The 4538-nt window shown below is 60.9% G+C and carries 4 protein-coding genes and 1 pseudogene; 1 reads left to right on the top strand and 4 read right to left on the bottom strand.

All coding sequences use genetic code 11. The features are described from left to right. From VIW95_RS02460 to VIW95_RS02445, 4 genes and pseudogenes are all read right to left on the bottom strand, one after another. Positions 1-188 (bottom strand): annotated as a pseudogene (locus tag VIW95_RS02460) (hypothetical protein); the annotation flags it as partial. A gap of 76 nt (positions 189-264) precedes the next feature. Then, the gene (locus VIW95_RS02455) at positions 265-1521 is read right to left on the bottom strand and encodes an erythromycin esterase family protein (RefSeq protein ID WP_331583678.1); all 1257 of its coding nucleotides are present in this window, start codon (positions 1519-1521) and stop codon (positions 265-267) included. Beyond that, complete coding sequence (locus VIW95_RS02450) at positions 1518-1928, bottom strand: hypothetical protein (RefSeq protein WP_331583676.1); 411 nt, start codon at positions 1926-1928, stop codon at positions 1518-1520. The genes VIW95_RS02455 and VIW95_RS02450 overlap by 4 nt, the downstream gene beginning before the upstream one ends. A gap of 18 nt (positions 1929-1946) precedes the next feature. Next, positions 1947-2348: a hypothetical protein gene (locus tag VIW95_RS02445; protein ID WP_331583674.1), complete on the bottom strand. Its 402-nt coding sequence runs from the start codon at positions 2346-2348 to the stop codon at positions 1947-1949. Between the two features lie 148 nt (positions 2349-2496). Here VIW95_RS02445 and VIW95_RS02440 point away from each other — a divergent pair, with 148 nt between their 5' ends. After that, complete coding sequence (locus tag VIW95_RS02440; RefSeq protein ID WP_331583672.1) at positions 2497-4419, top strand: hypothetical protein; 1923 nt, start codon at positions 2497-2499, stop codon at positions 4417-4419. Positions 4420-4538: the final 119 nt, after the last annotated feature.

The following is a 4538-nucleotide window of genomic DNA, read 5'->3' as shown; positions in this document are numbered from 1 at the left end:
GAGATGTCGGAAATCTTGAGACCGGTGCGGCCAAGCGCCGAGTAACGGCGAATGCGCGGCGCTGCCGCTTCGACCGATGCGCTCGCGGCGCCGGCCAGCGGCAGGATAGACACTCCCACTCCGGCAAGCACGCCACGTTTCAGGAACTCGCGTCGTCCAAAGATCGATCCGTCGCGCGATCGTTTCATCTGAGCACCTCGCGGAGCCGCGGGTCCGAGCCGTTCGCGGCTACCGCCGATACTACCGCCAAGATGGGGCCAGACTCTATGCCCGCAACGGGGTCACGTCGCGCACGAAAAAAATCGCATCGGCCTGCCGCGCGATTGCCGTGCGGACGCCGCCGTTGCCGTCATGCATAATCTCGATGTTTTCAGTCAGGAGCCGCGCGCGCGGGTCGGATGGGTCGATCGGCAACACGAAACAATCGCCAATCTCGCCCAGCAGCGCGTTGAGCGTTCCCGCCTTCTCTCGAATTTCCTTTGATAACGTTGGAAATGGCTGCGAGTCCCGCCCGCGCCCAATCAGCATCCATACTGAAAAAATCTCGCCCGGATAGCGCGCGGCCAGCCACGCGCCGAGTGGCGGATCGGTCTTCCCGCCCGGCCCCGCGCCGGCATCGTTGCCTGCGACCGCGTCAGGCGCGCGGCAGAGGTGCATGTTGTGACTCATCAACGCGAGCTTTTCATCCGCGCGCATTTGCCCGAGCATCCGGTCCACCTGCCGATGCATGTAGCGCTCGCGAAAAGCCATCCCCGGATTGAGCGCATCGAAGGTTTTCGCCGGATACATGATCCGCACGTAGTCGAAGCTGTCGCGCAGGCAGGTCGCGGAGTGGCGCAGCGCGTCGAGTCGGCCGGCTTCGATCAATCTGAGCGCCTCGTCGAGCCGCGTGATTTCCTGATCGATTGTTTCGCCCGGCAGGCGTCGAAGCGCATTCCGGATTCGATCGATTGTCGCGTCGGCCGGTATCGAGTCCAGCATTTCGGCGAGATCCTCATAGCCGCCGCCGGGCAGCGGATCGATATCGAAGCCGAAGAAGCGCACGCCAATCTTGCGCAGGCGGTGCGCGAAGCGTTTCTGCTCGGCGGCGAATAGCGCGGTCGGGTAGGCGTCGCCGAAGGATTCGCGCAGAATTCCGGTAGGAGTGTCGTCGCGATCGCTTCGAGTTGCGCCCGCATAGCCGTAAATCGTGACGCGTTCGAGCTGCGATTCGTCGCCGGTTGCGATAAAGCGATCAATTCGCATTCCATCCGAAGCGCCGACTTCCTCGCCGAGATGCGTGAACCCGCGACCCGCCAGGTACTTCAGCATCAGGAGCCGGTACTCATATTTCTCATGAATGAAATGATCCGACTCGCCGATGTAAGCGAAGCGTTTTCCGGTCAGCAATGGATCCAAAATCGAGAGCCGGCGAGCATTTTCCTCGATCGCTTCCAGATCCTTGAATTCGATCGCGCGTTCCGCCGCGTACGCGCGAAAATCCTCGATCGCGCGACGCCTCGAGGAGTCGAAGACTTTCATCGCAAGTCGGCTCTGCGGCGGTAGAGCAGCCAGGCCGCACCCGACGACACGCCGATCGCGACGAAGGGGTAGGGCACGAGGTACGCCCACGAGTGCTCCTGCATCACCGCGGTGCCATGGTACCTCACGAGGAACAGCGCCATGTTCACGATCACGTACGCGGCGTAGAAAATCCCGAGCGGCAGCGCGAACTTGCGCATCGCGAAGATTCCGTACACGTACGCGACGAGCAGGATCCCGAAAATCGGCGCGACGATCATGTTCGCGAAGCCCGAGAGCCGCATTCCGAAGAAGACGAAGCCGACGCCGGCGTGATGCGCGAATGGCTTGCCAAAATTGGAAATCGCCATCAGCGCGAGCAGCATCGCGAGAATCGTAAGAGCCGCGCCGCGCGATTTTTCTGGCATCGCGAATCACTCGCTCCGTCAGGTGAGGTCGGCGCTACGGCGCGACAAAATGATCGCCGTCGCGAGCGGGACGCCAATGCCAATCACAGTGGCCGCTATCGAAAATGCGAGCGAGGGATGCGGCTCGGATCGGTTTTTCATGCTGAACAGAACCGTGTTCACGATCACCCACCCGGTAAAGATCCACGCAACCGGCAACGCGAACCGGCGCATCGTCCAGATGCCGTATGCGTAGATCACCAGGCAGATCCCGAACAGCGGTCCCATAATCGCGTTGGCGGTGCCCTTCAACCGGACGCCCATGAACACGAAGCCGATGCCCGGGTCGTGCGAGAGTGGCTTTGAAAAGTTGGATATCGCGAGAAGCCCGAACAGTAGCGCGAAGATCGTAAGGGTAACGCCGCGTGATTTACCTGCCATCGAAAATCCCTCCCGTGGTTTCGAGCCGGTTGCGGCACATCCTAGTCGGCGCGCGCCAAGAGTGCATCAGGTCTTGCAAATGGTTATCGACACTTGATTGGATGCGCATGGATCGGTAACCCTCGCGGCATCTGATTCCATTCTACTAATGCATCGACTCATCGCGGTTGTGGCGCTCGCACTGTGCGCATCATGGCTCTGCAAGCCGACGCGCGCATTCGCCGATACCAATCTCGTCAAAAACGGCGACCTCGCGTCCGGCTTCGAGAACGCGCCGGCCGATTGGTATGCGCTGTCGTCCGACAGGAAGCTCACGAAGTTTTCATGGACCTATACGCCGGACGCGGGCGGCGTACTCGGCATCTCGAATAAAAGTCGGACGTTTTCGAGCTGGCATCAGGCGCTGATGCTGCGGCCGGGGACATACCAGGTCACCGCCGAAGCGCGCGTCGAAGATGCGATGCCGCGCGAAGGCGGCGCGAACATCGCGATCAGCACCTTCGACGGCATTCAGCTCATCTCAAATCATCTGCAAGGCACGACAGACTGGCATACGCTTTCGTTTTTCCTGATCGAAGATCGATGGGGCGATACGACCGAATTGCTCTGTCAGCTCGGTGTCTCGGGGAATCCGGATACCGGGCGCGCGACCTTTCGCAATATCAAAGTGGTCGAGGTTGCGGGTCCGCCGCCGAGGGGCGCGGTCAGATTCGATCTGCGCGCAATCCGCAGTCTCTATAAGGACCAGCTACATCAGCCGGATGAGAGTATTGCGGTCCGCTTGGTGGGCATCGTGTGCGGGCTTGTCCTGCTGGGACTACTGGGATGGTCGCTTGCCGAAATATCGCGACCGTCGCGCGTAGCGGGTGATGGAGCGTGGATGCTGGCGGCTGGCCTCATGCTCGCGATCACGGCGGTGAAGTTTGCCGCGCTGTTTCATTTCACCGGCTTCTATTGGGACATCTGGGCGAAGACCAATCGAGCTTTGCTGGCCGTCGCGCTTGGGCCCTCGAAAATTTACGATCCCGGCCTGCCGGTCGACGCCTATCCGCCCGGGTCGGTATACCTGCTGTGGCTCTCGGGGTGGCTCGGCAAGTTGATCGAGCCGACGGCGAACGGCTTTCGCGTGGTCGTCGAGACGCCGCCGCTGATTGCCGATCTCTTTATCGGTCTCACATTGTACTTCGCGGCGTGGCGCGACGGACGCGGCCTGCGCGCAATCATCATAATGATGCTGTTCGCGCTGAACCCGGCGCTGATTTTCGACACGGTGGTGTGGGGGCAAAGTGATTCGGTCGTCGCGCTGCCGATGATCATCGCCGCGATCCTGATTCTCACCGGGCGCTATCGTCTCGGCTGGAGTGCGGCGGCGATCGCGATCCTCGCCAAGCCGCAAGCGCTCGCGTTCACGCCTCCGCTCGCACTGTGGACGGTGCTCAACGCTGGCATCGGCGAATGCGTGCGGTGCGCGGGCGCGTTTGCCGGCACGGTCGCCATCGGAATCCTGCCGTATCAACTCGGACATTCGTGGGACTGGATAGTGAACGTCTACAAGGACCTCGGCACGCGATTCAGCGAAGCTTCAGTGGGTGCGTTCAACTTCATGGGGTTGATCGGCGGGATGGGCACGCCCGACACGGACAAAGTCTTCGGCGGCGTTTCGTACAGTGCGCTCGGTCTTGCGCTGACCTGCGTCGTTTACGTGGTCGCGTCGTATCTGATTTGGCGCGCGCGCTCGGCCAGCGCCGCGATGCTCGCGATATTCGTCGCGCTATTCGGCTTCTTCATGTTCGCGCCACGGATACACGAGCGGTATCTCTACTACCCCCTGGTCTTCCTGATTCCGATCGCGCTGGAGAGCGAATTCCTCACCTCGATTTTCGCTATCGTGAGCGGGACGTTCCTGTTCAACCTCATCTATATAAAACATCTCACCGACACGTCGTCGTATTTCCCCGACCATCCGAATGCGGCGCTGATCGGGGCGGCATCGATCAACCTGGCGGCGTTCTTAGCGGTGACGGTTTATGGTTTGCTACGCACCCGTGCGCCCGCTGCGGAACTTGATTGAATGTGAAACCCACCGTGGGTTTCACGCTTCCTTGGGCAGGGGTGACCTCCTTCGGCTTCGCTCAGAACAGGCTCTGCACCCAGTTGTCAAAAGTATCTAGCGGGTCACTTTCAGCTCTA

Origin of the sequence: Binatus sp. (SeqCode), assembly GCF_036522015.1 — a bacterium.
GTDB lineage: Bacteria > Desulfobacterota > Binatia > Binatales > Binataceae > Binatus.
Note: the sequence above shows the minus strand (reverse complement) of the source record. Positions and strands in the feature narration are given on the sequence as shown.

Coding starts and splice junctions, on each gene's coding strand:
- VIW95_RS02455 (WP_331583678.1), bottom strand. CDS start 1,521: ATGAAAGTCTTCGACTCCTCGAGGCGTCGCGCGATCGAGGATTTTCGC.
- VIW95_RS02450 (WP_331583676.1), bottom strand. CDS start 1,928: ATGCCAGAAAAATCGCGCGGCGCGGCTCTTACGATTCTCGCGATGCTG.
- VIW95_RS02440 (WP_331583672.1), top strand. CDS start 2,497: ATGCATCGACTCATCGCGGTTGTGGCGCTCGCACTGTGCGCATCATGG.
- VIW95_RS02445 (WP_331583674.1), bottom strand. CDS start 2,348: ATGGCAGGTAAATCACGCGGCGTTACCCTTACGATCTTCGCGCTACTG.